Raw genomic sequence first — 25,825 nt, 5'->3', positions numbered from 1 at the left:
GCAGGTGAGCGCTTGACGGGACGGCGCCTGCGCCGCGGCGGGCGCGGTGCCGGGGTCACACCACGTTCATCAGCCGCAGCACCCACCAGGCCAGGCCCACGGCCACCACCACCAGCACGATGCGCAGCAGGCCGCTGCCGCTGCGCGGCACGGCGCCTGGCGCCGGCGCGTCGGGCGACGACGCGCTTGCCGGAAATGCTTGCGCCTGCGGCGCGCCACGCTCGGCAGGCGCCGCGCTACGCACGTCGGGAATATCCGTTTCGATGATGAATTCGGGCTTGTCCGGATCACGCTTGTCCGGTGCGCCCGCCAGGCCGCCGATGTCGATGCCGGCGTCCTTCAGCATGTTCCACAGCCCGCCATCGGCCAGGCCGCCGCGCAGCGCCTCGATGCGCTCGCGCTCGGCGCGCGGCACCTCTTCCAGGCTGTTGTAGCGCTGGCCGTTCACCGTGACCGCGCCATCCTTGATTTCCACGTTGAACGGGCCGTCGTCGCCGCTGCTGGCGTAGCTCCATTGCTCGCTGACGCGCACGCCAGGGCCGCCCAATTGGCCGTCGAGCAGCGATTCGATGCTGGCGCGTTGTTCGTCGGACAGGCCTTTCGTGGTGCTCCAGCTGGTCGTGGTGGTCGAGCTGCGCCAGGTTTTGTTTTTCTCTGTCATCGATTGGTGTCCGTGAGTAACTTTTATTAGCAGGTTGTGCGCCTGTCTGGCCACCGAACAAAAGGGGCCTCTGCACTATACAGAGCCGTCGTTCCGTCAGTGTCTTCTTACAGAGTCCTTAATGCAAAACTGAATCCCAAGTCAAGAAATACGAACTGATCCGGTCAAACGAGCGGATCAGATGCGGCAAAAAGCGCATAATGGGGACCGCTTTCCCTTGCGTCCCTTTTCAAGGGAAGGCTGTTTTTCTGTAACGAAAAGCGTGTTGTTTCTAGCTCGGCAGTTCGTGTTTCCAGGGTTCATGTTCGGTAGCGCGCTAGGACAACTTGGAATTCTCACGGAGATGTCTATGACAGAAGACGCAAAGCCGCGCAGGCGGTTTCTGCAGGCGTTGGCCATCGTGCCAGCGTCGACGCTGGCGGTCGGCACGCTGACCACCGCCTGTACCAACGCGTCGGAGGGCGGCGCGGCCAGCGCGGCCAAGGCTTACGAGCCTACCTACTTCACCAAGCCCGAATGGAACTTCATCGTCGCCGCGGTCGATCACCTGATCCCCGCTGACCAATATGGTCCCGGCGCGATCGAAGCCGGCGTGCCCGAATTCATCGACCGCCAGATGGAAACGCCGTTCGGCCACGGCAAGCTCTGGTACATGCAGGGCCCGTTCCATCCCGATGTGGCGCCTGAACTGGGCTACCAGATCAACCAGAATCCGCGCGAGGTCTATCGCCACGGCATCGAGGCCTGTGATGCCTGGTGCAAGAAGACCCACGGCAAGGTCTACGCCGAACTGGACAAGCCCCTGCAAGAGCAGATCCTGAAAGACCTGCAAGGCGGCAAGATCGAACTGGACAGCGTGCCTGCCAAGACGTTCTTCAGCTTCCTCCTGTCCAACACCAAGGAAGGTTTCTTCGCCGACCCGATGTACGGCGGCAACAAGAACATGGTGGGTTGGAAGATGGTGGGTTTCCCTGGCGCGCGCGGCGATTTCATGGACTGGGTCGACCAGCCCAACGTCAAGTACCCCTATGGGCCTGTATCGATTTCCGGGGAAAAGGGGTAAGCCATGGCAATCAAGAAAGAAAAAGTCGATGCCGTGCTGGTCGGGTTCGGCTGGACCGGCGCCATCCTGGGCCAGGAACTGACCGAGGCCGGCCTGCACGTGCTGGCGCTGGAACGCGGCGTCATGCAGGACACGCCCAAGGACGCCGAATACCCCAAGGTGCTGGACGAGCTGGCGTACTCCGTGCGCGGCAAGCTGTTCCAGGACCTGTCCAAGGAAACCGTCACGATCCGCCACGGCGTGGACGACGTGGCCGTGCCTTACCGCCAGAACGGCTCGTTCCTGTTGGGCACGGGCGTGGGCGGCGCGGGTTTCCACTGGAACGGCATGCACTACCGCACGCTGCCCGAAGAGCTTGAACTGCGCACGCGCTACGAAACGCGCTACGGCAAGAAGTTCATTCCCGAAGGCATGACCATCCAGGACTTCGGCGTCACCTACGACGAACTGGAACCGTACTTCAGCAAGTTCGAGTACGTCTGCGGCACGTCGGGCAAGGCCGGCAACCTGAACGGCAAGATCGTCGAAGGCGGCAACCCGCTGGAAGGCAAGCGCAGCAAGGAATTCCCGCTGCCGCCGCTGGCCAATACCTACGGCGCCCAGCTGTTCGAGAAGGCCGCGCGCGAAGTAGGCTTTCACCCGTACCCCGCGCCGGCCGCCAACGCGTCCGGCCCGTACACCAACCCGTACGGCGTGCGCCTGGGCCCCTGTAATTTCTGCGGCTTCTGCGAAAACTACGGCTGCTATATGTATTCGAAGGCCTCGCCGCAGACCACGATCCTGCCGGTGCTGCTCAAGAAGCCCAATTTCGAACTGCGCACCCAGTCGCACGTCATCAAGGTCAACCTGGATTCGACCGGCAAGAAGGCCGTCGGCGTGACCTACATCGACGCCGAGGGCCGCGAGATCGAACAGCCCGCCGACCTGGTGATTTTGTCGGCCTACCAGATGCACAACGTGCGCCTGTTGCTGCTGTCGGGCATCGGCAAGCCCTACGATCCCAAGACCAACGAAGGCGTGGTGGGCAAGAACTACGCCTACCAGATGAACGGCGCGGTCAACGTGCTGCTGCCCAAGGGCACCCAGCTCAATCCCTTCGTGGGCACGGGCGCGGGCGGCGTGGGCATGGACGACCTGAACGGCGACCAATTCGACCACGGCCCGCTGGGCTTCGTGGGCGGCGCCAGCATCCGCCACGTGCGCTACGGCGGCCGTCCCATCAAGACCACGCCCACCATGCCGGGTACGCCCAGCTGGGGCACGGCCTGGAAGGCCGGTGTGCAGGACGCCTACCAGCGCTACATGACCATCGGCATTTCCGGTTCGGTCATGTCGTACCGCGACGCCTACCTGTCGCTGGATCCGACCTACAAGGACAGCTTCGGCCAGCCCTTGCTGCGCATGACATTCGATTGGCACGACAACGAATTCGACATGCTCGGCTACATGGGCGGCCGCATGGACGAAGTGGCCAAGGCCATGAAGCCCGAAAAGCACTTCGTGGCCGTGCGCAAGAAGGGCGCCCGCTACGACACCCGGGTGTACCAGAGCACGCACAACACCGGCGGCGCCATCATGGGGTCCAACCCCAAGGAAAGCGTGGTCAACAAGTACCTGCAAAGCTGGGACGTGTCGAACGTGTTCGTGATGGGCGCCTGCGCCTTCCCGCAGAACATGGGCTACAACCCGACCGGGCTGGTCGGCGCCTTGGCGTACTGGGCCGCGCAAGCGATTCGCGACCAGTACCTGAAGAACCCCGGCCCGCTGGTCCAGGCCTAAGGAGCCCACAATGATGAAGAAAACCATTGTTGCGGCGCTCTCGATGCTGGTGTGCGGCGCCGCCTGGGCGGCCGATGGCACCCCGGCCGCCGCGGATGCGCAGCTGATCAAGCAGGGCGAATACCTGTCGCGCGCCGGCGACTGTATCGCCTGCCACACCGCCACGAACGGCAAACCGTTCGCCGGCGGCCTGGGCATCGAATCGCCGCTGGGCACCATCTATTCCACCAACATCACGCCCGACAAAGACACGGGCATCGGCAACTACACCTACGAGGACTTCGACCGGGCCGTGCGCCACGGCGTGGCCAAGGACGGGCATTCGCTGTATCCGGCCATGCCGTATACCGCCTACGCCAAGGTGACGCCGGATGACGTCAAGGCCCTGTATGCCTACTTCATGCACGGCGTCGAGCCGGTCAAGCAGGCCAACAAGGACACCGACATCACCTGGCCGCTGTCGATGCGCTGGCCGCTGGGCGTATGGCGCTGGATGTTCGCGCCGGACGTCGTGACGGCGCCCGCCGCCAACGCCGCCGCGGTGGCCGATGCGGACAAGCAGGCATTGCTGCGCGGCCAGTACCTGGTCGAAGGCCTGGGCCATTGCAGCACCTGCCACACGCCGCGCGGCGTGGCCTTGCAGGAAAAGGCGCTGAGCGACGCGGACGGTTCGGCCTTCCTGTCGGGCGGCGTGGTCGAAGGCTGGCTGGCCAAGAACCTGCGCGGCGACATGACCGACGGCCTGGGCAGCTGGAGCAAGGAAGACATCGCTGCCTTCCTGAAGTCCGGCCGCAACGGCCATTCGGCGGCGTTTGGCGGCATGGCGCAGGTGGTGCAGGACAGCACGCAGCACCTGACCGATGCCGACCTGAACGCCATCGCGGTGTACCTGAAGAGCTTGCCGCCGGTCAACAAGGACGCGACCAAGCCGCTGGCCTACAACGAGACGGTGGCGCAGGCGCTGCGCACCGGCACGGACAAGGGCGACGGCGCCATGGCGTTCCTGAACAACTGCGCGGCGTGCCACCGCAGCACCGGCAAGGGCTACACGGAAACGTTCCCGCAGCTGGCGCTGAGCTCGACCGTGAATTCGGCGGACCCGACCTCGCTGATCCACATCGTGCTCAAGGGCGCGCAGATGCCGGGTACGACGGCGGCCCCCACGGCCTACGCCATGCCGGGCTTTGACTGGCGCATGACCGACAAGGAAGTCGCCGACGTGGTGACCTTCGTGCGGTCCAGCTGGGGCAACCAGGGCGCCAAGGTCAGTGCGTCCGACGTGGCCAAGGTGCGCAAGGACGTGGGCGCGGCGCCGCAGCCCAAGCGCTAGCTTCACGCGTTTTGCATGCGGCCAACGGCGCCGCGTTGCCTTCGGGCGGCGCGGCGCCGTTTTCATTGGAAGTCATCTTTGGCGGCTTGCCCGGACGTGTCCTGTGGGCAGCGACAACAGCTGCAACAGTCTTGCCGCGACCCTGCCGGGGCCCTATAGCGGCCGCTCGTAGCGCCGTGCCTGCGCCGTGATGCCGCCGATCTGGTCGGTTTCCGTGCCGGCATATTGCCAGCCCTGGCGTTCATAGAAATCGATGGCGCGGGTGTTGCCTTCCAGCGCATACAGGTACAGGTGCGAGGCGCCGCGGGCGCGGGCCCAGGCTTCGGCCTGGGCCACCATGCGCTTGCCCGCGCCCGTGCCCTGGTAGGCGGGCAGCACGTGCAGGTTGTCCAGCAGCACGCCGTCCGGCTGGTCGTGTTCCTGTTTCACGCAGACAAAGCCGATGGGTTGGCCATCCTGTTCGGCGATGAACACGGCCTGCGCGTCGGCATTGGCGTCCTGCATCTTGTCTTGCCAATGCACCATGCGTTCGCTGGCCAGGTTCGTGTCGAGAAAGCCATCGGGCAGCAGGCCGCGATAGGTGACGGCCCAACTGGCCGCGTGCATCTGCGCGATGGCGTCGGCGTCGCGGGCGGTGGCTTGTCGCAGGGTCACGGTGGGAGAGGGCATGGGATCCTTGTTGACAGCGTCGGTGGGCGCGCGCATCATCTTCGCATGAACCGCCCGCAGCTTTCGTTCGCTTCGATTATTACCACCATTGGGCCAATGGTGGGTTAGCGCGCGTCGGATCATCGCTACATCAACCCGCCACTGGCGGGTTTTTTGTTGGCCCGCCGGTTGGTTTCTTTCCTGAAGGCAAGCCATGCAAACCACGCTTTCCCGCGATACTCCCACGCCGACATTGCATTTTCTGTGCGGCAAGATCGGCGCCGGCAAATCCACCCTGGCCGCGCAACTGGCGTCGCAGCCGCGCACGCTGCTGATCAGCGAAGACGCCTGGCTGGCGGCGCTGTACCCGGGCGAGATCCTGGACGTGGCCGACTATGGCCGCTGTGCCGGCCGGCTGCGCAATGCCATGGGCAGCCACGTGGCCGCGCTGGTGCAGGCCGGGCTGTCGGTGGTGCTGGATTTTCCCGCCAACACCCGCCGCAGCCGTGAATGGCTGCGCGAGGTTGCCACGGCCGCCGGCTGCCCTCACCAGCTGCATTTCCTGGACCTGCCTGACGAGGTCTGCAAGGCGCGGCTGCGGGCGCGCAACGCATCGGGCACGCATCCCTTTACCACCAGCGAGGCGCAGTATGACGCTATCACTGCGTATTTCGTGGCGCCGCAGGATGATGAGGGATTCGAGATCGTGCGGCATGGATAAATCCGCGTCACAGGGCAGGGGCCGCGGCACACGGAGGTAGCCCGGCCTGCTATGATTACTGGATAAATAACCAGTCATCCGGCCCCGCCGATGCTTGCCCCGCACCGCTACTACTACCTGCACAATTTCCAGCGCGCCCTGGCCTGGGTCGGCGAACGCTATGCCGACCTGCTGGACGACCGCGAACGCCGCTTCATGGCGGATTTCGCGGCGTTGCCGCAGGCATCGCAGGCGTTGCTGGTGCGCATGCTGATGCGGCGTGGGCCCTGGTTTCGGGCCAGCCGCCTGGTCTACGAAGAAATCCCCGATACGGTGGACGCCGCGGCGCCGTTGCTGGCGCTGAGCTGGCTGGATGCCGATTCCCCCATGACGCTGGACGAACTGTTCGGGCTGCATACGCGGCCCGAACTTGACCGCATGTTCGCCGGGGCGGTGGCGCGGGGCGCGCGCAAGGCCGACTGGCTTGAAACCTTGCGGGCCACCCAGCCCGATGCCCAAGCCTATGCCGACTGGACCGACCTGGCCGACCCCGCCTGGCGCGTCGACGTGGCCGACCTGTGCGAGCGCCTGCGCCTGATGTTCTTCGGCAACCTGCACCAGGATTGGTCCGAATTCGTGCTGGCCGACCTGGGCGTGTTCCAGTACGAAGCGGTGCCGCTCGATGCGGCCTCGCGCGCTTTCCAGTCGCGCGACGACGTCGACCGCTACCTGGCGCTGCACGCTTGCCGCCGCGCGCTGGACGATGTGCCATACGACCTGTTGGACCTGGACGCCCTGTTGCAGGCGGTGGCCGATTGCGCCAGCGCCAATGCCTGGCTGGAAAAGCGCCGCGCCAAGGTACTGCTGCGCATCGGCCAGGCGTGCGAGCGCGCTCAGGACTGGCCCGCGGCCCAGCGGGTCTATGCCCAGTGCGCCTATCCCGGCGCGCGGCACCGCCGCATTCGCGTGCACGAACGCATGGAACGCTTCGACGACGCGCTGGCGCTGGCCTTGCAGGCCCAGGCCCAACCCGAAAGCGAAGAAGAAACCCAGCGCCTGGCGCGCATGCTGCCGCGCCTGCGCCGCAAGCTGGGCCACGGCGCACCGCGCGGCGCGGCGGCGGCGCCGGTGGTGCGCATCGATCTCGAACTGGACCGGCCCCAACCGCCCGCGCCCGTGGAATTCGCCGCGCGCGACTACCTGCATCGCGATGATTCGCCCGTGCACTACGTGGAAAACACGCTGATCAATTCCTTGTTCGGCCTGTTGTGCTGGCCGGCGGTGTTCGCGCCATTGCCCGGGGCGTTCTTTCACCCGTTCCAGCGTGGCCCGGCCGACCTGGACGCGCCGGATTTCCACGCGCGGCGCCAGGCGCTGTTCGCCGAATGCCTGGCGCAACTGGATACCGGCCAGTACCGCGCCACCATCCGCCAGCGCTACGCCGACAAGCAGGGCGTGCAGTCGCCGTTCGTGTTCTGGGGCGCCTTGTCCGATGCCCTGCTGGACCAGGCGCTGGATTGCCTGCCGGCGGCCCACCTGAAATTGTTCTTCGAACGCTTGCTGCGCGACGTGAAGGCCAACCGCTCGGGCCTGCCCGACCTGATTCGTTTCTGCCCCGATGCGCCGGGCTATGAACTCATCGAAATCAAGGGGCCGGGCGACAAGCTGCAAGACAACCAGATCCGCTGGCTGGCGTATTGCGCGGCGCACGGCATCCCGGTGCGCGTGTGCCATGTCACGTGGCGCGAGGCCGCGGCATGAGCTACGCGGTGGCGGTGCGCGCGCTGTGTGAATTCACCGCCCGCGAGGGCGACCTTGACCTGCGCTTCACGCCGGCGCCCAGCGGGCTGGAAGGCATGGCCGGCCATGCCGTGGTCACCGGCAGGCGCGGGCCGGCCTACGAAACCGAAGTCGCGCTGTCGGGCCAATACGACACGCTGCTGGTGCGGGGCCGCGCCGACGGCTACGACCCCGTGGCCAACCGCCTGGAAGAAATCAAGACCTACCGCGGCAGGCTCGACAGCGTGCGCGACAACCACCGCGCCGCGCATTGGGCGCAGGCGCGGGTCTATGCGCACCTGCTGTGCCAGGCGCGCGGTCTGGCCCAGGTGCAGGTGGCGCTGGTGTATTTCAACGTGGCCACCGAAGAAGAAACCGTGCTGGCCGAAAGCCGCGATGCGGCCTGGCTGGCGGCGTTTTTCCAGGAACAATGCAGCCGCTTCCTGGCGTGGGCGGGCACCGAACTGGCGCATCGCCAGGCGCGCGATGCGGCGCTGGAAAAACTGGCGTTTCCGCATGGCGAATTCCGTAGCGGGCAACGCGAGCTGGCGGTGTCCGTGTATCGCACCGCCCGCGACGGCCGCTGCCTGATGGCGCAGGCGCCCACCGGCATCGGCAAGACGTTGGGCACGTTGTTCCCGTTGCTCAAGGCCAGCCCGGGCACGGGGCTGGACAAGGTGTTTTTCCTGGCGGCCAAGGGCTCGGGGCGAGGCTTGGCGCTTGACGCCCTGGATACCTTGAACGCGCAGCCGGCAGCGCCCGGGCTGCGGGTACTGGACCTGGTGGCGCGAGACAAGGCCTGCGAGCATCCCGATAAGGCCTGCCATGGCGATTCCTGCCCCTTGGCGCAAGGGTTCTACGACCGCCTGCCGGCCGCGCGCGAGGCGGCGCTGGCGGTGATTCAAGATGAACCTCACGGCCGCCTGGATGCGCCCACCGTGCGCGCCGTGGCCCGCGCGCATCAACTTTGCCCCTACTACCTGTCGCAGGAACTCATCCGCTGGAGCGATGTGGTCGTGGGCGACTACAACTACTACTACGATTCCACGGCCATGCTGCATGGCCTGACGCAGGCCAACCAATGGAAAGTGGCGGTGCTGGTGGACGAGGCGCACAACCTGGTCGAACGCGCCCGCCGCATGTACACCAGCGAACTCGACCAGCTGACCTTGGCTGCCGCCCGCCAGGCCGCGCCCAAGCCGCTAAAGAAAGCGCTGGACGGCCTGCAGCGTTCGTGGACGGCGCTGAACAAGAAGCAGGCCGACGCCTACCAGGCCTACGACGCCGCGCCGGCCGGGGTGTTGGCAGCCGTGCAGAAGGCCGTGGCGGCCATTACCGAGTACCTGGGCGAATCGCCGCTGGCGCAGGATGATCCTGTGCTGGCGTTCTATTTCGAGGCGCTGCATTTCATGCGGCTGGCCGAGCAGTTCGGGTCGCACGCCTTGTTCGATGTGACACGCGCCGATGGGCGGGGGCAGGGCGCCAAGACGCCGCCGTCGACCCTGTGCGTGCGCAACGTGATACCCGCGCCGTACCTGGCGGCCCGCCATGCGGCGGCGCATGCCACGGTGCTATTTTCGGGCACCTTGAGCCCGCAGCAGTTCTATCGCGATACCTTGGGGTTGCCGGCGGATGCCGCCTGGATCGACGTGGCCGCACCCTTCCAGGCCGAGCAACTGGCGGTGAAAGTGGTGGGCAACGTGTCCACCCGCTATCGTGACCGCGAACGCTCGCTGGTGCCCATCGTCGACCTGATCGCGGCCGAATACGCGCGCCGGCCGGGCAACTACCTGGGGTTCCTGAGCAGCTTCGATTACCTGCGCCAGGTTTCCGACCTGATGCGCCAGCGTCATCCGCAGGTGCCGATCTGGCTGCAGACGCCCGGCATGGGGGAAGCCGACCGCGCGGCGTTCCTGGCGCGCTTTACCGAAAGCGGGCAGGGCGTGGGGTTTGCGGTGCTGGGCGGCGCGTTTTCCGAAGGGGTGGACTTGCCGGGCAAGCGCCTGATCGGCGCCTTCATCGCCACGCTGGGGCTGCCACAGGTGAATGCGGTGAACGAAAACATCAAGCGGGCCATGGACTTGCGCTATGGCGAGGCGCAAGGCTACGACTACACCTATCTGTACCCCGGCATGCAAAAGGTGGTGCAGGCGGCCGGCCGGGTGATTCGCACCGAGCAGGACGTGGGCACGGTGCACCTGATCGATGACCGGTATCGGCGGGCCAAGGTGCGCAATCTGCTGCCCAGCTGGTGGCGGGTGGACTAGGGCCTGGGGCAGGCCCTTACGCCGAGCGCAGTTCCGTCAGCGGCTGGTTCGGGTCACGGCTCAGCTGGTAGCCGTACCACAGGCTGCGCGCCATGCGTTGGGCCATCTCACCCGCGGCCTCGGCCAGGGCGCGGTTGGGCAGCGCGGCCAGGGTTTCGCCCCACAACGCCAGCCAGCGTTCGAACAATTCGGCGCTCAGGTGCGGCATGGCCACGTGCTTGGGCATGGGCATGCCCGTGAAGCGCCGGGTGCCGCGCAACACGGCCGACCAGAAGTCCGACAGCGTGGCCAGATGCTCGTCCCAATCGTGCACCTGGGCCTCGAATACCGGGCCCAAGGCGGCATCGGCGCGCGCCTTGGCGTAGAAGGTATGCACCAGGTCGCGGATTTCGGCTTCGGTGCAAAGGTCGGATTCGGACAAGGGCGTCTCCCGGGCGGCGGCAAAAAAAGATGCCGTAGATAGTAGGGCGCGGGGTGGGGCCGGCAGGTTGATCTGGCGCAAACCGCTGTGATCCGGCGGTATCAGGATGCCTGCGTGCGCACGGCTGCGACCGCTATCGTGCGTGGCCGCCCCAGCAGCGCGTACACCAACACGGCCAGCAGCAGTGCAATGCCCGCCAACACATACAACACGTGGCCGAAGGCCGTGTCGTAGGCCTGGTGCAGCAGTGTGCCGGCGCCGGGCAGCACCTGCGCCGCCTCGGCCAGTTGCCCCAGGGCGGCGCGGTTGGCGGCTTGCAGCAGCGCCAGGGCATCGGCGCCGGGTAGCGCGCTGGCCGTCTGCGCGTGGATCAGTGTGGCCAGCAGGGCGCTGACCACGGCGATGGCCACGCCGTCGGCGGACACGCGCACGGTATTGAAGATGCCAGTGGCCATGCCCACCCGATCGCGTTCGACCACGCTGACCGCCATGGCGTCCATCAGGCCCCAGGGCAGGCCGATGCCGATACCGATCAGGCCCATGGGCAGCCACAGCGCGTCCGCTCCGCCAGACAGGTCGCGGGCCAGCCAGGCCAGGCCGGCCGCTACCGCCACCAGGCCTACGCTGGACAGCGCGCCCGGGCTGGCCCAGCGCGTCAGCAGTGCCGCCAGGAAGGGCACGACCAGCAAGGGCGCGGCCAGGCCGATCATCAGTTGCCCGGCCTGCAAGGCGCTGTAGCCGTCGATGCCGATGAAGCGACCCGGCAGGATGGCGATCAGCACGATGAAGAGAAAAGCGGGCGACGCCGCCAGCACCTGCACGCCGACGAAGCGCGCGCTGCGAAACAGCGACAGGTCCAGCATCGGATGCGACGTGCGCAGTTCGGCCACGATGAAGGCGGCGGCCAGCAGTACAGAGGCGATCAGCGATCCGGCCACGGCGGCGTCGGTCCAGCCGTTTTCCGGGGCCAGCAGCATGCCGTAGGTGAACAGCCCCAGGGCGCCCGTGAAGCTGAGCGCGCCGCGCCAGTCGAAGCGGCCGTGCGCCACGCCGGGCGTGGCGCGCACGCTGGCGGCCACCAGCGCCAGGCCGATCAGCCCCACCAGACCGGTGCCATGAAAGACCCAGCGCCAGCCGGCCGTCTGCACCAGCCAGCCCGAGATCAGCGGGCCGAACGACAGGCCGATGCCGAAGGTCGTGCCCAGCAGGCTGAAGGCACGCGCGCGGGCCGCGCCATGGAACAGGGGCGCCAGCGATGACATGGCCGCGGCAAAGGCCGCCGCGCCGCCCACGCCCTGCATCAGCCGCAGAAAGTCGATCCAGCCGGCCGACGGCGCCCAGGCGACCGGGAAGGTAAAGGCGCAGAACCACGCCAGCCCGCCCAGCCAGACGCGGCGCGGGCCATACAGGTCGGTCAGGCTGCCGGACACCATGATGACGCTGCCGTAGGCCAGGATGTAGCCGTTCAGGATCCAGTTCAATTGCACCGGCGTGCCGCCCAGCGCCTGGCTGATCGAAGGCAGCACCACGGCGGGGCCGGTGAAGCATAACGGGATCAATACGGCGGTCAGGCAGGCGGCCAGCAATTGCAGCCAGCGGTTGGGGGCAGGGGAAAGGTCGGACGATGTCATGGTCGGAATACGCGGCGCGGCGCCGCAGGGGAAGCAGGAACAGGGGCGTGATGGGGCGGCAATCACGACACGCCACCCACGCGGTGCCCGCAGAATAAGCAGCCGGAGATAAAAGAAAAATAGGCTAGGATTCCGAATATTCCGGACATGAAAGTCCGTATTGAAATGGCGCAAGGTGGCTCAATGGATGGCAGGGCAACCACATCGCGAGGGCAGGCAAGGGAATGGCCAGGCAATGAAGGGCGAGGGCAAGGCAATGAACGGCGAGGGCAAGGCAATGAACTGCGAAGCACGGCAAATGAATAGCAAGGTCACGCAAATGAATAGCAACGCCACGCAAATGGATAGCGAGGCAACGCAATGGATAGCAAGGCAACGCAATGGATAGCCTGAGCGGCATCGGCGTGTTCGTGCTGGTGGCCGACACGCGCAGCTTTGCCGAGGCGGGCCGCGTGTTGGGCGTGTCGGCGTCGGCAGTGGGCAAGAGCGTGGCGCGGATGGAAGCGCGGCTGAAGGTGCGGCTGTTTCATCGCAGCACCCGCCACATTGCACTGACGCCCGAAGGCGAAAAATTCCTGGAACGCTGCCGCCGCATCCTGTGCGAGGTGGAAGCCGCGGAACTGGAATTGTCCGAAGCCAGCGGCACGCCCAGCGGTCGGCTGCGGGTCAGCCTGCCGCGCTACAGCGGTTTGTTCGAGTCGGCCCTGGCCAGTTTCCTGAAACGCTATCCGCAGGTCGAACTGGACCTGGATTTCACCGACCGCATGGTCGATGTGATCGGCGAGGGCTACGACGCCGTGGTGCGCACCGGCGAGATGGACGATTCGGGACTCAAGCGTCGGCGCCTGGGGCCGTTTCGGCGCGTGTTGGCCGCCTCGCCCCAGTATCTGGAAAAGCACGGCACGCCCAAGCGCGCGGCCGATCTGCTGCGCCATTGCTGCCTGCATTACCGCTACCCCAGCACCGGCAAGCTGGAAAAATGGCCGTTGAAGATGGGGCCCACGGCGCAGGCGCCCGAGTTGCCGCTGACCCTGGTGTGCAACAGCGTCGAGATGCGGATATTCCTGGCGCTGAGCGGGCTGGGCATCGTCTGCCTGCCGGACTTCACCATCCGCAACGAACTGGCCTCGGGTCGGCTGCAGATCGTGCTGGATGAGCGCACGCGGGGCAATGGCACGATGTGGGCGCTGTGGCCCGCCAGCCGGCATCCTTCGCCCAAGCTCAGGGTGTTCGTGGATCACCTGGCGCAGCATCTGTTTGCGTAGCGCGTCCCCGATGGGGACGGCTTTGAATACGTCTGGTAAACGCGTTGCACGGATGAGACAGGCGTCCAATCGCCACATCTTTCAGGTAATAATGATACTTATTCCTATTAAAGTGATGTCGATTCCATGCCGTTTCCGCCCACTGACGCCGCCGCGTTGTACAGCGACCACCACGGGTGGCTGCAGCGGTGGCTGAAGTTCCGCCTGAACAACGCCTATGACGCGGCCGACCTGGCCCACGATACCTTCGTGCGGGTGCTGGCGCGGCCGCGTGGCATCGAGGGCGGCGAAGGCGGGCAGCGTGCTTACCTGACCACGATCGCGCGGGGCCTGCTGGTGGACCACTGGCGCCGCCAGCGGCTGGAACAGGCTTATCTGGAAGCGCTGGCAGCCCGCCCCGAGGCCGTGGCGCCGTCCGAGGAAGCGCGCGCCATCATCCTGGAAACCCTGTTCGAGATCGACGCCATGCTGGACCGGCTGCCGCCCAAGGTCAGCCAGGCCTTCGTGCTGGCGCAACTGGAAGGCGTGGGCTATGCGGATATCGGCGCGCAATTGGGCGTGTCGGAACGCATGGTGAAGAAATACATGGCGCAGGCCATGCTGCATTGCATTGCCCTGGCGGCGGGCGCCGTCGGCGTGCCGCAGGGGCGCTGAATGCCGCCGGCCTTGATGGAAAGTCCGGCAGCGTCGGCGGGCCCCGTGCCCGATTTCGACAGCCTGCAGCAGGCCGCCGAATGGTATGCGGTGCTGCGCGACCACGGTTGCACGGCTGCCGACCGGCAGCGCTGGACGCGCTGGGTGCAGGCGCGCGAGGCGCATCGCCAGGCCTGGTCGTATGTCGAGCAGGTCAGCGGCCGCTTCGATGTGCTGGCGGGGCAGGCGGGGGCGGCGCTGGGGGCGGGGGTGTTGCGGGCCTCGGGCCAACGGCGGCGCCGCGTGCTGCGGTTGTGTCTGGCGTGGGGGGCGGCGGGCGCGGCCGGACTGTTCACGGTGCGCGGCGCGGCCTGGCGGCCGTGGCAAGCCGGCCTGCGCACGGGCGTGGGCGAGGTACGCGAAGAAGCGCTGGCCGACGGCACCCATCTCTGGCTGAACACCGGCACCGTGGTCGAGCCCCGCTACGACGACCATCGCCGGCTGCTGCGCCTGTATGCCGGCGAGATTCTGGTGGACACTGCGGCCGATCCGCGTCAGCGCCCCTTTCTGGTGTGCACCGACCAGGGCCTGCTGCGGGCGGTGGGCACGCGCTTTTCGGTACGCTGCGGCGACAGTGCCAGCACGCTGGATGTCTTCGACGGCGAAGTCGAACTGAGCTGCGCCGATACCGGCGAACGGCGCCGGGTGGCGGCAGGTGAACGGGCGGTGTTCACGCGATCGGGCATTGCCCCCGAGGCGCCGGCCGATCCGGCGCGGCACGCCTGGGCGCGCGGCGTGCTCTTGGCCGACAGCCTGCCGTTGGCCGATTTCCTGGCGGAACTCGGGCGTTATCGGCGCGGCTACCTGGGCTGTGACCCTGCGGTGGCGAGCTTGCGCGTGATGGGCAATTTCCCGTTGGCGGATACCGACCATGCGCTGGCCATGCTGGAAACGGTGTTGCCGGTCAAAGTCAGCCGCACCTTGCCCTGGTGGGTGGTCGTCCGCGCGGTTCCCTTTTCGATTCCTGGTTCGGTATAGGCAGTGCAGGCCTGTGCTTGCACAACCCGAATTCAGGAGCTTTCATGTCGATCCCCCACGCGCCCGCGCCTCGTCCGGCCTTGCGGCGGGCCTGGCTATCCCGGCAACTATCGGCCGCGGCCGCTACCGTGGCGTTGGCGACCGCCTTCGCGTCACCGTGCGCGGCGGCCGATCCGTCGGCCCCGGCCGTCACCGTTCATAGCGTCGATGTCGGCCCGGGCCGATTGACCGATGTGCTGAACCGCTATGCCTTGCAGGCCGGCGTGCTGCTGGCCGGCGACAGCCGCTTGACCGATGCGCTGCATAGCGACGGCCTGCGCGGCGCCTACACGGTGGAAGCGGGGTTTGCCGCGCTGCTGGCGCGTCACGGTTTGCAGGCGCAGCGCGGCGCGTCGGGCTCCTGGTCGTTGCGTACCGTGCCGCAAGGCATCAGCACCTTGGCGCCGGTGACGGTGGATGGGCGTACCGAAAGCGCCACCGGTCCGGTCGACGGCCTGCTGGCGCGGCGCAGCGCGGGCGGCACCAAGACCGATACGTCAGTCATGGAAACGCCGCAGGCGGTGTCAGTCATCACGCGTGACCAGATGCAGGCACAGGATGTGCAGTCGGTATCGCAGGCGCTGCGTTATTCCAGCGGCGTGTTCACCGAATACCGCGGTTCATCGAACCAGAGCGACGAAATCTTCATGCGCGGCTTCGGCTATGCGCCCAAGTTCCTGGACGGCCTGGCTTATGGTTCTGCGTCCAAGGGCCAGATCGACCCCTGGCTGCTGGAACGGGTGGAAGTGGTGCGCGGCCCGTCGTCGGTGCTGTATGGCCAGGCCAGCCCGGGCGGCATCCTCAACCTGGTCAGCAAGCGGCCGCAGGCCGAGGCGCTGCGCGAGGTCCAGTTCGATGTCGGCAACCACGAGCGCGCCTCGGCGGCGTTCGATGCCGGCGGCAAGATCGACGAGGACGGCAAGCTGCTGTACCGCCTGAGCGGGCTGGCGCGCACGCAGCACAACGACGTGGACGGCGTGCGCGACGAACGCGTGGCGCTGGCGCCGGCCTTCACCTGGCTGCCCAACAGCGACACGCGCTTCACGCTGCTGACCAGCTACCAGAACGAGCCCGAGGCGGGCTATCGCAACTTCCTGCCGGCCATGGGGCTGGTGTATGGCGGCAGCAATGGCTACGGCCACATTCCGCGCAGCTTCAACGGCAGCGATCCCGATTACGACAAGTCCTGGCGCGAGCAGGGCTCGGTGGGGTATGAACTGGAACACCGGCTGAACAGCACCTTCACGTTGCGCCAGAATCTGCGCTATTCGACCATCAGCCAGCGCTATCGCAAGCTGGTGTTCGGTGTGCTGCTGCCCGACCAGGCGACGTTCACGCGTACGGCCAGCGACGAGCACGAGAAGATCCGCCAGGTCGTGGTGGACAACCAGGCGCAGGCCGACTTCGACCTGGGCCCCACGCGCCACACCGTGCTGGCCGGGGTGGACTATCGTCAGACGCGCACCGACTACCAGCTGCTGCGAGGCAAGGGCCCGACGCTGGATTGGCGCAACCCGGTCTACGGCCAGCCCGTGGGGCCGCTGGCGCTGATGACCGATCAAATGCAGACGGCCTCGCAACTGGGCGCGTACTTGCAGGATCAAGTGCGCATCGGCCAACTGAACGTGGTGCTGGGCGGCCGCAAGGATTGGTCGCGCACGCGTACCGAAAACCGCCTGGGCGCCGACAGCCGCCAGGACGATGACGCGTTCACGGGCCGCGTCGGCGCGATCTACAACTTCGACAATGGCCTGGCGCCGTATGCCAGCTATTCGACGTCGTTCGAGCCTGAACTGACGCGCGGCGCGCCAGGGTCGGACCCGTTCAAGCCCACCACCGGCAAGCAATGGGAAGCCGGCTTGAAGTACCAGCCGCCCGGCACCGATGCGATGTTCACCGCGTCGTATTTCGACCTGCGCCAGCGCAACGTGGCTACCTACGACAGCACCATCGGGTTCAACGTGCAGACGGGCGAGATCGCCTCGCGCGGGGTCGAACTGGAGGCTCGCGGCAACCTGACGCGCCAGCTGGAAGTGGTGGCGTCCTACACCTATGTGGACCCCAAGGTGCGCCAGAGTTCGCAGGCCGGCGTGCAGGGCAAGCAGCCGGCGCGCCAACCGGGTCACCTGGCGGCGCTGTGGGGCATGTATACCGCCGCCGAGGGGCCGCTGGCCGGCCTGGGTCTGGGCGCGGGGGTGCGCTATGTGGGCACCAGCTACGGCGATCCGCTCAATACCTTCAAGGTGCCGGCCGTGACGCTCTACGACGCCGTGCTGCGCTACGACCTGGCGCAGGTGTCGCCGCGACTGGCCGGCGCACGCCTGCAACTGAATATCAACAATCTGTTCGACAAGACCTACGTGGCCTCGTGCGCCGGTGAAACCGCGTGCTTCTACGGCACCGGCCGCACCGTGTCCGCAAGCCTGAACTACCGCTGGTAAGGAAAACGAAGATGCATAGCAGCAAGATGAATCCGTGGCGGGCCGCTCCCTTGGCATTGGCGCTGGCCTTCGCGTTGGGCGGCCCCGGCGCCGCCCGGGCGCAAAGCGCCCAGGGCCAGGTCGCGCCCGGTACGCCGGCGGACACGGCGCTGACCTTGTCCAAGGGCGAATTCCTGGCGGGCGACTGGGAGGCCGCACGCGGCGTCACGTTGGACCTGCTGGACGCCGACGGCCGTCATGTGCGTCGGCTGAGCGACGATGAGCGTCCCGCCGGCGGACTGATGCTGGTGGCGCCGGCCGATGGCCGCTACATCGTGCGCGCGGCCGGGCAGGGCGCCTACCGCTGGACGGTGGCCGAACGCGTGCCGCTGGCGGCGCAGCGCGCGCCCGCACCCGTCATCGACAGCCCGCGGTTGGCGGCCTTGGCGGGCACGCTGGCGCAGGGCGGCAGCACCGATGCATTCTGGCGCGAGGTCGCCGAGCGCGGTGCGCCGCTGGTGGAACCGGTGGATGCCACGCACGACCGCGTGACCTTCCTGTGGCGCGGCGCCGAGCGCAACGTGCGGCTGTTCGGCAGCCCGTCTTCCGACCATGCCCAATTGCAGCGGCTGGGCGCGTCCGACGTCTGGTACAAGAGCTTCGTGCTGCCCCGGTCGGCGCGGCTGTCCTACAAGATGGCGCCCGACGTGCCCGAGCTGCCGGCGTCCGATACCGCCCGGCGCCGCGCCATCCTGGCCACGGCCCAGGCCGACCCCTTGAATCCCAAGGCTTATCCCGAACGTGGCATCGATGCGTTCCAGTACTCGTCGGTGCTGGAACTGGCCGAGGCGCCGGCCCAGCCCTGGGTGGCGCCGCGCGCGGGCGTCGAGCCGGGTACGGTGCAAACCCACGTGCTGGCCAGCGCCATCCTGGGCAACACCCGGGATATCCAGCTGTATCGCCCGGCCGGCTGGCGTCCGGGCGGGGCCGACAACCACGTGCTGGTGCTGTTCGATGCCGGTCCTTACCTCAGCCGCGTGCCCACCCCGACGATTCTGGACAACATGATCGCCGCGGGCGTGATTCCGCCGACGGCCGCGGTGCTGATCTCGAACCCCACGGCCGATTCGCGTGCGGCCGAGCTACCGCCGAATCCCGATTTCGCCGACTTCCTGGCACGCGAGCTGATGCCGTGGGCGGCCCGGCAGGGCATTGCTGCGCCGGCCGCGCGCACGGTCATCGGCGGGTCCAGCTACGGCGGCCTGGCGTCGTCTTACGCGGCGCTGCGCCATCCCGAGGTGTTCGGCAACGTGTTGAGCCAGTCGGGTTCGTACTGGTGGGGCCAGCCGGGCCAGGAAGACCAATGGCTGACGCGCCAGTTTGCCGCGCGGCGCACGCTGCCGGTGCGCTTCTACCTGGTGGCCGGACTGTTCGAGATGGGTCGCGCGGGCCAGCCGGGCATCGTTGAAACCAACCGCCATCTGCGCGACGTGCTGCAGGCCAAGGGCTATCGGGTCACCCACGAGGAAGTGGCGGGCGGGCACGACTACCTGAGTTGGCGGGGCACGCTGTCGGATGGGCTGATTGATCTGATCGGTACGGGCAAGACGGGACGCTGACCGGCTCGACACGGGCATGGGCAGGATAGGGGGCGGACTCTGCCGGGGCAGGCCGGCGCCCCGGAATGCTTGCCATATGATGATCGTCATATTAGGATCGTGAACATGTTCAGCGGGTGCCGGGGTCGTGTGCGTCGCGGCGCCGCCCGGCCCGTTCCCATCCCCTTCCGGAGCCCTTCGCATGACTTCCGATTCCACCCCGTCCGTCCGCGCTTCCTCCGCCTTGCAACGCGAGCCCAGCCTGGTCGACCAGACCGGGGCCGGCTTGAGCGGCCTGGAGCAATTGCGCGCCCTGTTGGCCTCGGGCCGCAAGCCGGGCATTCTGGTGTCGCTGGATTTCGATTTCGTCGAGGCCGAGGAAGGCCTGGCGGTGTTTGCCGGTACGCCCGGCCCGCACGCCTACAACCCCATCGGCACGGTGCACGGCGGCTATGCCGCCACCTTGCTGGATTCGGCCTGCGGCTGCGCAGTACATTCGCGCCTGTCGGCCGAACAGGCCTACACCACACTGGAACTGAAGGTGGCCTATCACAAGGCCATCACGCGCCACAGCGGCTTGTTGCGGGCCGAGGGCCGGGTGCTGTCGTTCGGCCAGCGGGTGGCGTATGCCGAAGCCAAGCTGACCGATGCGCAGGGGCGCTTGCTGGCGTCGGCGACGTCCACGCTGCTGGTGTTTGCCCGTCCGTCCGTCTGATTCCGTGCGTGGCCTGTGTGGCCGTCCGGCGCGGTGACGCCGGAATGTCCCACTTGGTGCCTGCGCACCCCGCGACACGGCGTAGTATTGTCGGCGTGCCAATAGCGGCCCGATCACTAGCCTGATCCCAAGCCGCACAGCAGGCCAGACAGCCGGCGCAACAGCCGCCCCAAGAGGAGACAACGATGCAACACCGCACCCCCCCGACCGCGCCCCTGGGCCGATTGAACGATATCGTCGCCATGCCCGCACATGCGCTGTCGGACGCGATCCGTCAGCGCCGGGTGTCTTGCCGCGAGGTCATGTCGGCCTATCTGCAGCACATCGACGCGGTCAACCCGCAGCTGAACGCCATCGTGGCGCGGCGCGATGCCGACGAGCTGCTGCGTGAAGCCGACGAGCGCGACGCACAGCTGGCGGCGGGGCAGTGGCTGGGCTGGCTGCATGGCCTGCCGCAGGCGCCCAAGGACCTGACCGCCGTGCGCGGCATGGTCACGTCGATGGGGTCGCTGGTCTACAAAGACCATGTGTCGCCGCATGACTCCATTCTGGTCGAACGCATGCGCGCGGCGGGCGCGATATTCATCGGCCGCAGCAATGTGCCGGAATTCGGCCTGGGGTCGCACACCTACAACCAGGTCTATGGCACCACCCTCAATCCCTACGACCGGTCCCGCACGGCCGGCGGCAGCAGCGGCGGCGCGGCGGCGGCCCTGGCCGCGCGCCTGCTGCCGGTGGCCGATGGCAGCGATTTCGGTGGATCACTGCGCAACCCGGCGGCGTTCTGCAACGTCTACGGCATGCGGCCGTCGGCCGGGCGCGTGCCTTACGGGCCGTCCAACGAGGTGTTCCTCAAGCAGCTGTCTTATGAAGGCCCCATGGGCCGCACGCCGCGTGATGTGGCGCGCATGCTGTCGGTGATGGCCGGACCCGATGCGCGGGTGCCGCTGTCGCTGGGCGACGATCCGGCCGTGTTCGCGCAGCCGCTGGATGCCGACCTGCGCGGCACGCGCATCGGCTGGCTGGGCGACTGGAACGGCTATCTGCCGATGGAGCCGGGCATTCTTGGACTGTGCGAACAGGCGTTGTCTGGCCTGCAAGCCGTGGGCTGCGAGGTCGACGCTTACCGCGTGCCGTTCGACCCGGCGCGGCTGTGGCGCATCTGGCTGGCGCATCGCCACCTGATGGTGGGCGGGCAGTTTCACGGCCTGGTGCGCGATCCCGAGACGCGCAAGCTGGTCAAGCCCGCGCTGATCTGGGAAGTCGAAGGCCTGGACGGCATGACGGCGCACCAGGTGTTCCAGGCCACCGAAGAACGCAGTGCCTGGTACCAGACGGTGCTGGCCATGTTCCAGGATGTCGATTTCCTGGCGGTGCCCACGGCCCAGGTGTTTCCGTTCGACGCGCAACTGGACTGGCCCAAGGAAATTGCCGGGCGCAGCATGGACACCTATCACCGCTGGATGGAAACCGTGACGCCCTGGACGCTGGCCGGCTGCCCGGTGATCAGCGTGCCGGTGGGCTTTGGCGCGGCCGGGCTGCCCATGGGCATGCAACTGATCGGTCCGCCGCGCGGCGACCTGGCGGTGCTGCGGCTGGCGCACGCCTATGAGCAAGTGCGCGACTGGGTGGGCGAGCGATCGCCGCAAGGGTTGTGGGAGTAGGCAGTAGGCATATACACTTTGGCATATGTAACCTCAGGGCGAGCAATGCCATGGCGATTCCCAAACCGGCCTCCCGGCCCCGCGAGGCCAAGCTGTTTCGCAACAACCGCAGCCAGGCGGTGCGCATCCCGGCTGAATTCGAATTGCCAGGCGATCGCGTGCTGATCCGGCGCGATGGCGCGCGGCTCATCCTTGAACCGTTGGCGGGGCCGACCAACCTCGTGGAACTGCTGGCGCAGTGGCGCCAGGAAGCGCCGCTGGGGCCGGACGATCAACTGCCAGAGATCGACGACACACCGCCTCGCCCCGTGGACTCGCTGTGAGCGGCTATCTGCTGGATACCGACATCATCAGCGCGCTCTTGCGCGAGCCCGACGGGCGGGCGGCCCGGCACGTCGCCCGGGTCGGCCACCATGACCTGTGCACCAGCGTCATCGTGGCAGCCGAATTGCGCTATGGCTGCGCCCGCAAAGGGTCTGCCCGGTTGCAGGCGCGCGTCGAGCGCTTGCTGGACACGATTCCCATCCTGCCCGTGGATGCGCCGGTCGACACTGAATACGGCGGCATCCGCGCCGAACTGGAAGCGGCCGGGCACACCCTCGGCGGCAACGACCTGCTGATCGGCGCTCACGCCCGCGCGCTGGGCCTGACGCTGGTGACCGGCAATACTCGTGAATTCGCGCGTATCCGCGGCCTGGCGCTGGAAAACTGGCTGCTCTGACAGCGCTTGGCCAGGCGCCAGCGGCTCGGCTCGGGCCCCGGACTCAAGTTTTTTCGCGGGAAGTTTCACGCGTACAGCCCGACGCCAATTGCCAGGCGCCGGGTACGCGTTGTCACAGTAAAAGACAAGCCCTTGTAAGAGGGCTTTGCTTTTTTCCGACGAACCGCGCCAAGATGGCGGGGTTTTCCCTGTTTTTTCGTGGCTGACTGGCCGCGCCTTTGCAATAATTGTTGATTATTCCCACATCCCGTCATGAACGGGCGGCCGGCGCGCCGACAACGTGCGCCGCCAGCATCGACCGCGCCGACCCGGGCGTTGGCGAGCCGATACTGCACAAAGGTCCTGGTATGAAGAATCTGACACTACGCGAACGCATCATCGCCAGCTTCCTGGTCATCCTGGCCATCATGGCGCTGATGGTGGTGGTCGACTACCAACGGCTGCTGCAGGTCGAGGCCGAGGCCAAGTCGATCAACACCGATGCCGTGCCGGGCATCTACTACAGCACCTCGATCCGCTCGTCGTGGTTTGCCGGCTTCGTGGCGGTGCAGGATGCGTTCAATAGCGACACCGACCAGGAACGCCGCGCCGGCCTGGCCGCGCTGCCCAAGAACGATCAGCAGCTGCAAGAAAATATCGAGCAGTACCGCCGCACGGTCGTGCGCGGCGACGACGAGCGCATGTTCAACGAGTTTGAAAAGGCGCTGCAGACCTACATGCGCATCCGCGCCGAAATCCTGGACCCGGCGATGCAGAACGACCCGGTGCGCGCGCAGGCCAAGATCAAGTCCGACCTGCGCCCGGCGTTCTATCTCGGCCGCGATGTGCTGGCCCAGATGGTGGCGGCCAACAAGCTGCAGGCCGACGAGTCCGCGATCAGCATCCAGAAGGCCGTGGACAAGGCCGAGGTCGGCATGCTGGTGTCGCTGGGGCTGGCCGTCGTGGCCGCGATCATCTGCGGCATTCTGCTGCTGCGCGCCATCGTCAACCCCATGAGCGCCATCGTCAAGACGCTGGAAGCCACCGGCGGCGGCGACCTGACGCGCCGCCTGACGCTGGCCCGCAAAGACGAATTCAACGCCATCGAAGGCGGCTTCAATGGCATGGTGGACGAGCTGACCGGGCTGGTCGGCAAGACCCAGCGGTCGGCCGTGCAGGTGGCCACGTCGGTGACGGAAATCGCGGCGACGTCCAAGCAGCAACAGGCCACGGCGTCGGAAGTGGCGGCGACCACCACCGAGATCGGCGCGACTTCGCGTGAGATCTCGGCGACCTCGCGCGAACTGGTGCGCACCATGACGGAAGTGTCCAGCGCCGCCGAGCAGACGGCCTCGCTGGCCGGCAGCGGCCAGGTTGGCCTGGCGCGCATGGAAGACACGATGCGCAATGTGGTCGGCGCGGCCGGCTCGGTCAACGCCAAGCTCGCCATCCTGAACGAGAAGGCCGGCAATATCACGCAAGTGGTCACTACCATCACGAAGGTGGCTGACCAGACCAACCTGCTGTCGCTGAACGCGGCCATCGAAGCCGAGAAGGCCGGCGAGTACGGCCGCGGCTTTGTGGTGGTGGCGACCGAGATCCGCCGCCTGGCGGACCAGACGGCCGTGGCCACCTACGACATCGAACAGATGGTGCGCGAGATCCAGTCGTCGGTGTCGGCCGGCGTGATGGGCATGGACAAGTTCTCGGAAGAAGTGCGCCGCGGTATGGCCGACATGCAGCAGGTGGGCGACCAGCTGTCGCAGATCATCCAGCAGGTGCAGACGCTGGCGCCGCGGGTGCAGATGGTCAATGAAGGCATGCAGGCGCAGGCGACCGGCGCCGAACAGATCAACCAGGCGTTGCAGCAACTGAGCGACGCCGCCCAGCAGACGGTGGAATCGCTGCGCCAGTCCAGCCTGGCGATCGAGGAATTGACGCTGGTGGCCAACGACCTGCGCAGCGGCGTATCGCGCTTCAAGGTCTGAGGCGGCCATGCCCGACCTTGCTCCGATCCCGCCCGCGGCGGCCGGCCATGCCGGCGCCCGGCGCCGCTTGTACCTGCTGTTTCGCATCGGCGCGGACCGCTATGCGCTGGATGCGGCCGACGTGGTCGAGGTGCTGGGCATGCGCGCGTTCAAGCAGGTGCCCGGCACGCCGCCCTGGGTGGCCGGCATGTTCGATTGCCGCGGCGCGGCCGTGCCGGCCATCGACCTGAGCGCCTTGGCGGGCGCGGGCGACGCGGTGATGGTGACCAGCACCCGGCTGGCGCTGGTGCGCTACCGGCCCGACGGCCAGGGCGAGGCGCGCCTGTTGGGGCTGATCCTGGAGCAGGCGACCGAAACCGTGCACTATGATCCGGCCGCGTTCCAGCCCGCCGGGCTGGATACGCCGGCCGCGCGCTATCTGGGGCCGGTGTTGAGCGATGCGCGCGGCATGGTGCAGGCCGTGAGGGTGGCGGACCTGTTGCCCGAGCCGGTGCGCGCGTTGCTGTTTCCCGCCGATGCGGCGCGGGCCGGAGCCCAGCCATGATGCTGGTCGACGATTTCAGCGTGGTGCTCAAGCGCAAGATGGGGCTGGACAGCGGCTCGATCGGCAAGGCGGCCGTTGAGCGCGCGGTGCGCCTGCGCATGCAGGCCGTGGGCACGGACGACGAGCAGGACTACCTGATGCGAGTGCAGACCTCGCCGGCCGAGATGCAGCAGCTGATCGAGGCCGTGATCGTGCCGGAGACCTGGTTCTTCCGCTATCCGGAATCGCAGGCCGCGATGGCGACGCTGGCGCGCGAGCGGCTGTTCGGGACGGGGGGCGCGGCGTCAGCGGCCCAGGCTGCGGCGGCCGCGCTGGCGGCGTCCGTTCCGGCAGCAATGGCGGCCGGCGCGCCTTCGGACGCAAGGGTGCTGCGCGTACTGAGCGTGCCCTGTTCCAGCGGCGAAGAGCCGTATTCCATCGCCATGGCGCTGCTCGATGCCGGCGTGCCGGCCGCGCGTTTCCAGGTCGATGCGGTGGACATCAGCGAACGCATGGTCGAGTTTGCCCGGGGCGGGCGCTATGGGCGCAATTCGTTCCGGGGCGACGACCTGTCGTACCGCGACCGCTATTTCACCGAAACCGCCGACGGCCACCAATTGGCCGCCCATGTCATGGGGCGCGTGCGCTTCCTGGCGGGCAACCTGTTCGATGCCCACCTGCTGCAGCACACGGTGCCCTACGATTTCGTGTTCTGCCGCAACCTGCTGATCTATTTCGACGCCGCCACGCAGGAACGCGCCGTGGCGGTGCTGCGCCGTTTTGCCCGGCGCGACGGCATCCTGTTCGTCGGGCCGGCCGAAACCAGCCTGCTGACGGCGCGGCGCTTGCCCGCGGTGCCGATGGCGCGGGCGTTTGCGTTCCGCGCCGAACCCGCGCCGCCCGTTGAAAACGCCGCGCCCGCTTCGCCGGCCTGGACGGCGCCGCCACCGGCGCCACGGCCCG

Annotated in this window: 23 protein-coding genes; 19 read left to right on the top strand and 4 right to left on the bottom strand. The window is 67.4% G+C overall.

Features of this window, described 5'->3' with window-relative positions:
- Nucleotides 1–55 precede the first annotated feature (55 nt).
- A complete protein-coding gene (locus tag HV798_RS13515; RefSeq protein WP_175192199.1) occupies nucleotides 56–661 on the bottom strand; it encodes a hypothetical protein in 606 nt (201 codons plus the stop codon).
- A 349-nt stretch (nucleotides 662–1,010) separates the two neighbouring features.
- Here HV798_RS13515 and HV798_RS13510 point away from each other — a divergent pair, with 349 nt between their 5' ends.
- The 3 genes from HV798_RS13510 to HV798_RS13500 are packed head-to-tail and all read left to right on the top strand — an operon-like array spanning nucleotide 1,011 to nucleotide 4,833.
- Complete coding sequence (locus tag HV798_RS13510) at nucleotides 1,011–1,724, top strand: gluconate 2-dehydrogenase subunit 3 family protein (RefSeq protein ID WP_025140686.1); 714 nt, start codon at nucleotides 1,011–1,013, stop codon at nucleotides 1,722–1,724.
- A 3-nt stretch (nucleotides 1,725–1,727) separates the two neighbouring features.
- A complete protein-coding gene (locus tag HV798_RS13505; RefSeq protein ID WP_025140685.1) occupies nucleotides 1,728–3,503 on the top strand; it encodes a GMC family oxidoreductase in 1,776 nt (591 codons plus the stop codon).
- 10 nt (nucleotides 3,504–3,513) lie between these two features.
- Complete coding sequence (locus HV798_RS13500; RefSeq protein ID WP_175192200.1) at nucleotides 3,514–4,833, top strand: c-type cytochrome; 1,320 nt, start codon at nucleotides 3,514–3,516, stop codon at nucleotides 4,831–4,833.
- Between the two features lie 153 nt (nucleotides 4,834–4,986).
- On the opposite strand, the gene HV798_RS13495 is transcribed toward HV798_RS13500, so the two are convergent.
- Nucleotides 4,987–5,502: a GNAT family N-acetyltransferase gene (locus tag HV798_RS13495; protein ID WP_025140683.1), complete on the bottom strand. Its 516-nt coding sequence runs from the start codon at nucleotides 5,500–5,502 to the stop codon at nucleotides 4,987–4,989.
- Nucleotides 5,503–5,695: 193 nt separating this feature from the next.
- On the opposite strand from HV798_RS13495, the gene HV798_RS13490 reads away from it, so the two are divergent.
- From HV798_RS13490 to HV798_RS13480, 3 genes are all read left to right on the top strand, one after another.
- A complete protein-coding gene (locus tag HV798_RS13490; RefSeq protein ID WP_175192201.1) occupies nucleotides 5,696–6,202 on the top strand; it encodes a P-loop nucleotide/nucleoside kinase family protein in 507 nt (168 codons plus the stop codon).
- Nucleotides 6,203–6,292: 90 nt separating this feature from the next.
- Complete coding sequence (locus HV798_RS13485) at nucleotides 6,293–7,942, top strand: VRR-NUC domain-containing protein (RefSeq protein WP_175192202.1); 1,650 nt, start codon at nucleotides 6,293–6,295, stop codon at nucleotides 7,940–7,942.
- Nucleotides 7,939–10,227, top strand: a complete 2,289-nt coding sequence (locus tag HV798_RS13480; RefSeq protein ID WP_175192203.1) for an ATP-dependent DNA helicase — start codon at nucleotides 7,939–7,941, stop codon at nucleotides 10,225–10,227. Before HV798_RS13485 ends, HV798_RS13480 begins: the two co-directional genes overlap by 4 nt.
- Nucleotides 10,228–10,243: 16 nt before the next feature.
- On the opposite strand, the gene HV798_RS13475 is transcribed toward HV798_RS13480, so the two are convergent.
- Together HV798_RS13475 and HV798_RS13470 are read right to left on the bottom strand one after the other, a co-directional pair.
- Entirely contained in the window at nucleotides 10,244–10,648 is a 405-nt protein-coding gene (locus HV798_RS13475; protein WP_175192204.1) for a group III truncated hemoglobin, read from the bottom strand.
- Between the two features lie 101 nt (nucleotides 10,649–10,749).
- Nucleotides 10,750–12,279: an MFS transporter gene (locus HV798_RS13470; protein WP_175192205.1), complete on the bottom strand. Its 1,530-nt coding sequence runs from the start codon at nucleotides 12,277–12,279 to the stop codon at nucleotides 10,750–10,752.
- Between the two features lie 160 nt (nucleotides 12,280–12,439).
- On the opposite strand from HV798_RS13470, the gene HV798_RS13465 reads away from it, so the two are divergent.
- The 13 genes from HV798_RS13465 to HV798_RS13405 form a co-directional block, all read left to right on the top strand.
- Entirely contained in the window at nucleotides 12,440–12,667 is a 228-nt protein-coding gene (locus HV798_RS13465; RefSeq protein ID WP_175192206.1) for a hypothetical protein, read from the top strand.
- On the top strand, nucleotides 12,660–13,544 hold the full coding sequence (locus HV798_RS13460) for a LysR family transcriptional regulator (RefSeq protein WP_175192207.1): 885 nt from the start codon (nucleotides 12,660–12,662) through the stop codon (nucleotides 13,542–13,544). The genes HV798_RS13465 and HV798_RS13460 overlap by 8 nt, the downstream gene beginning before the upstream one ends.
- Nucleotides 13,545–13,670: 126 nt before the next feature.
- Nucleotides 13,671–14,198, top strand: coding sequence for a sigma-70 family RNA polymerase sigma factor (locus HV798_RS13455; RefSeq protein ID WP_175192208.1), 528 nt, complete (start codon nucleotides 13,671–13,673; stop codon nucleotides 14,196–14,198).
- A complete protein-coding gene (locus HV798_RS13450; protein ID WP_246288782.1) occupies nucleotides 14,199–15,215 on the top strand; it encodes a FecR domain-containing protein in 1,017 nt (338 codons plus the stop codon).
- Between the two features lie 44 nt (nucleotides 15,216–15,259).
- On the top strand, nucleotides 15,260–17,695 hold the full coding sequence (locus tag HV798_RS13445) for a TonB-dependent siderophore receptor (protein WP_175192209.1): 2,436 nt from the start codon (nucleotides 15,260–15,262) through the stop codon (nucleotides 17,693–17,695).
- A gap of 11 nt (nucleotides 17,696–17,706) precedes the next feature.
- Nucleotides 17,707–19,293: an enterochelin esterase gene (gene fes, locus HV798_RS13440; RefSeq protein WP_246288778.1), complete on the top strand. Its 1,587-nt coding sequence runs from the start codon at nucleotides 17,707–17,709 to the stop codon at nucleotides 19,291–19,293.
- A gap of 181 nt (nucleotides 19,294–19,474) precedes the next feature.
- Nucleotides 19,475–19,987 (top strand): PaaI family thioesterase, encoded by a 513-nt coding sequence (locus HV798_RS13435; RefSeq protein ID WP_175192210.1) that lies wholly within the window; start codon nucleotides 19,475–19,477, stop codon nucleotides 19,985–19,987.
- Nucleotides 19,988–20,172: 185 nt separating this feature from the next.
- Entirely contained in the window at nucleotides 20,173–21,651 is a 1,479-nt protein-coding gene (locus HV798_RS13430; protein WP_175192211.1) for an amidase, read from the top strand.
- A 50-nt stretch (nucleotides 21,652–21,701) separates the two neighbouring features.
- Nucleotides 21,702–21,974, top strand: a complete 273-nt coding sequence (locus HV798_RS13425) for an antitoxin (RefSeq protein ID WP_175192212.1) — start codon at nucleotides 21,702–21,704, stop codon at nucleotides 21,972–21,974.
- On the top strand, nucleotides 21,971–22,372 hold the full coding sequence (locus tag HV798_RS13420) for a type II toxin-antitoxin system VapC family toxin (RefSeq protein WP_175192213.1): 402 nt from the start codon (nucleotides 21,971–21,973) through the stop codon (nucleotides 22,370–22,372). The genes HV798_RS13425 and HV798_RS13420 overlap by 4 nt, the downstream gene beginning before the upstream one ends.
- A gap of 347 nt (nucleotides 22,373–22,719) precedes the next feature.
- Nucleotides 22,720–24,339 carry a methyl-accepting chemotaxis protein gene (locus tag HV798_RS13415; RefSeq protein ID WP_175192214.1) on the top strand — a complete coding sequence of 540 codons (1,620 nt, stop codon included), beginning with the start codon at nucleotides 22,720–22,722 and terminating at the stop codon, nucleotides 24,337–24,339.
- 7 nt (nucleotides 24,340–24,346) lie between these two features.
- On the top strand, nucleotides 24,347–24,883 hold the full coding sequence (locus tag HV798_RS13410; protein WP_175192215.1) for a chemotaxis protein CheW: 537 nt from the start codon (nucleotides 24,347–24,349) through the stop codon (nucleotides 24,881–24,883).
- On the top strand, nucleotides 24,880–25,825 hold a 946-nt coding region (locus HV798_RS13405; protein WP_175216461.1), incomplete at its 3' end, for a CheR family methyltransferase. The genes HV798_RS13410 and HV798_RS13405, both read left to right, overlap by 4 nt.

Origin of the sequence: Achromobacter deleyi (assembly GCF_902859705.1) — a bacterium.
Classification (GTDB): Bacteria; Pseudomonadota; Gammaproteobacteria; order Burkholderiales; family Burkholderiaceae_B; genus Achromobacter; species Achromobacter deleyi.
Note: the sequence above shows the minus strand (reverse complement) of the source record. Positions and strands in the feature narration are given on the sequence as shown.

Bases quoted from the DNA above. Each gene is read 5' to 3' on its own strand.
- HV798_RS13485 (WP_175192202.1), top strand. From the start codon at position 6,293: ATGCTTGCCCCGCACCGCTACTACTACCTGCACAATTTCCAGCGCGCC.
- HV798_RS13515 (WP_175192199.1), bottom strand. From the start codon at position 661: ATGACAGAGAAAAACAAAACCTGGCGCAGCTCGACCACCACGACCAGC.
- HV798_RS13450 (WP_246288782.1), top strand. From the start codon at position 14,199: ATGCCGCCGGCCTTGATGGAAAGTCCGGCAGCGTCGGCGGGCCCCGTG.
- HV798_RS13510 (WP_025140686.1), top strand. From the start codon at position 1,011: ATGACAGAAGACGCAAAGCCGCGCAGGCGGTTTCTGCAGGCGTTGGCC.
- HV798_RS13505 (WP_025140685.1), top strand. From the start codon at position 1,728: ATGGCAATCAAGAAAGAAAAAGTCGATGCCGTGCTGGTCGGGTTCGGC.
- HV798_RS13410 (WP_175192215.1), top strand. From the start codon at position 24,347: ATGCCCGACCTTGCTCCGATCCCGCCCGCGGCGGCCGGCCATGCCGGC.
- fes (WP_246288778.1), top strand. From the start codon at position 17,707: ATGCATAGCAGCAAGATGAATCCGTGGCGGGCCGCTCCCTTGGCATTG.
- HV798_RS13460 (WP_175192207.1), top strand. From the start codon at position 12,660: ATGGATAGCCTGAGCGGCATCGGCGTGTTCGTGCTGGTGGCCGACACG.
- HV798_RS13415 (WP_175192214.1), top strand. From the start codon at position 22,720: ATGAAGAATCTGACACTACGCGAACGCATCATCGCCAGCTTCCTGGTC.
- HV798_RS13490 (WP_175192201.1), top strand. From the start codon at position 5,696: ATGCAAACCACGCTTTCCCGCGATACTCCCACGCCGACATTGCATTTT.
- HV798_RS13500 (WP_175192200.1), top strand. From the start codon at position 3,514: ATGATGAAGAAAACCATTGTTGCGGCGCTCTCGATGCTGGTGTGCGGC.
- HV798_RS13425 (WP_175192212.1), top strand. From the start codon at position 21,702: ATGGCGATTCCCAAACCGGCCTCCCGGCCCCGCGAGGCCAAGCTGTTT.
- HV798_RS13455 (WP_175192208.1), top strand. From the start codon at position 13,671: ATGCCGTTTCCGCCCACTGACGCCGCCGCGTTGTACAGCGACCACCAC.
- HV798_RS13495 (WP_025140683.1), bottom strand. From the start codon at position 5,502: ATGCCCTCTCCCACCGTGACCCTGCGACAAGCCACCGCCCGCGACGCC.
- HV798_RS13480 (WP_175192203.1), top strand. From the start codon at position 7,939: ATGAGCTACGCGGTGGCGGTGCGCGCGCTGTGTGAATTCACCGCCCGC.
- HV798_RS13470 (WP_175192205.1), bottom strand. From the start codon at position 12,279: ATGACATCGTCCGACCTTTCCCCTGCCCCCAACCGCTGGCTGCAATTG.
- HV798_RS13430 (WP_175192211.1), top strand. From the start codon at position 20,173: ATGCAACACCGCACCCCCCCGACCGCGCCCCTGGGCCGATTGAACGAT.
- HV798_RS13445 (WP_175192209.1), top strand. From the start codon at position 15,260: ATGTCGATCCCCCACGCGCCCGCGCCTCGTCCGGCCTTGCGGCGGGCC.
- HV798_RS13435 (WP_175192210.1), top strand. From the start codon at position 19,475: ATGACTTCCGATTCCACCCCGTCCGTCCGCGCTTCCTCCGCCTTGCAA.